Source organism: Niabella sp. CPT15-335-S11 (assembly GCF_058792415.1).
Genome location: NZ_JBYTEI010000014.1, coordinates 1 through 1256, shown reverse-complemented (window position 1 = coordinate 1256; position 1256 = coordinate 1). Strand labels below are relative to the sequence as shown.

Sequence of the window (1256 nt, the reverse complement as noted above, 5' to 3'; positions counted from 1 at the left end):
TATAACACTCCCCAATTTTAGGACCATCAGGGTTGATTGCTAAGTTAAGATTTCTTTCTTTTTCATTAGGCAGCTTTTTGAATTGATTGCTCATACCGGGTATTGGGTGTCTGAAAGGTGGTATGATGGATTTTTTGATGATAGTAGTCGATGTGGTTTTGAACTCCTTCATAAAGTTCAAAACCATCATCGACGGGATTTAGATACACGTATTCGTACTTTAAAGTCTTCCAGAACCGCTCTATCCAGACATTATCCAGGGCTCTGCCTTTTCCATCCATCGATATCAGGATGCCCTGTTGTTCAAGATACTGCGTCCACAAAGCGCTGGTATACTGGCTGCCCTGGTCGCTGTTCACTATTTCAGGCTTACCATATGTGACAATGGCATCTTCGAGTACATTTTTACACCATGCGGAACTCATAGAGTTGCTGATACCCCAACCAACGATCTTGCGACTGTAGACATCGATTATCGCTGTCATGTACATAAAACCACGCTTCATCGGTATGTAAGTAATATCCGTACTCCAGACCTGATTGGCATGGGTAATCTTCAGGTCTTTGAGCAAATAGGGCCTGATAAATTCTCTCTGTCCCGATTTAGTCAGGTTCTTCCGCCGATAGATTGTATGCCTGCCCATGATCCGGAACAATCGGCGGATTCGCTTTGGTCCGACGATAAAACCCATAGCCACCAACAGAAGCACCATTGATTTTACGCCTTCTGTCGGGTGTTTGGTCAGGTGGCGATCCATAATATTCATCATCTCGATATTCTCTGGTTTTTCAGCAGCAGGCTTGTAATAAACCCGGCTTCGATTGACAGATAGAAGTTCACACTGTTTGCGGACAGATATTTTTAATACACCGGACTGAACCAACTGAGCTCTCAGATCTCGATCCCCAACTTCCTGCAACTTTTTTTTAAAAATTCGTTTTCGACCTTCAACTGACCAATGGCAGCATACAGCTTTTCCGTGTCCTGCTCCTGGTGCCCCGTGGCCTCTTCCCGCTCAAATGTGGAAGACAGATTCTCTAAAAATTCAGCTTTCCATTTCGAAATCATCACAGGATTTACTTCAAACTTTTTGCCCAATTCAGCCAGCGTTTGTTGATTCTTTACTGCTTCCAGAGCTACCTTTGCCTTAAATGAGGCACTAAATTTTCTGCGTGTTTGCTTCTTCATAATTGAGGTTTAAATTAATACAAATTTATTAACTAACCCTCTGGTCTGAATTTCGGGGAGTATTATA

General features: G+C 42.8%; 2 protein-coding genes. Both read right to left on the bottom strand.

Annotated elements, in window-relative coordinates:
• Positions 1 to 65 precede the first annotated feature (65 nt).
• Positions 66 to 884 (bottom strand): IS3 family transposase, encoded by an 819-nt coding sequence (locus tag AC3WS5_RS15945; RefSeq protein WP_492468411.1) that lies wholly within the window; start codon positions 882 to 884, stop codon positions 66 to 68.
• 8 nt (positions 885 to 892) lie between these two features.
• Entirely contained in the window at positions 893 to 1189 is a 297-nt protein-coding gene (locus AC3WS5_RS15940) for a transposase (protein ID WP_492468410.1), read from the bottom strand.
• Positions 1190 to 1256 lie beyond the last annotated feature (67 nt).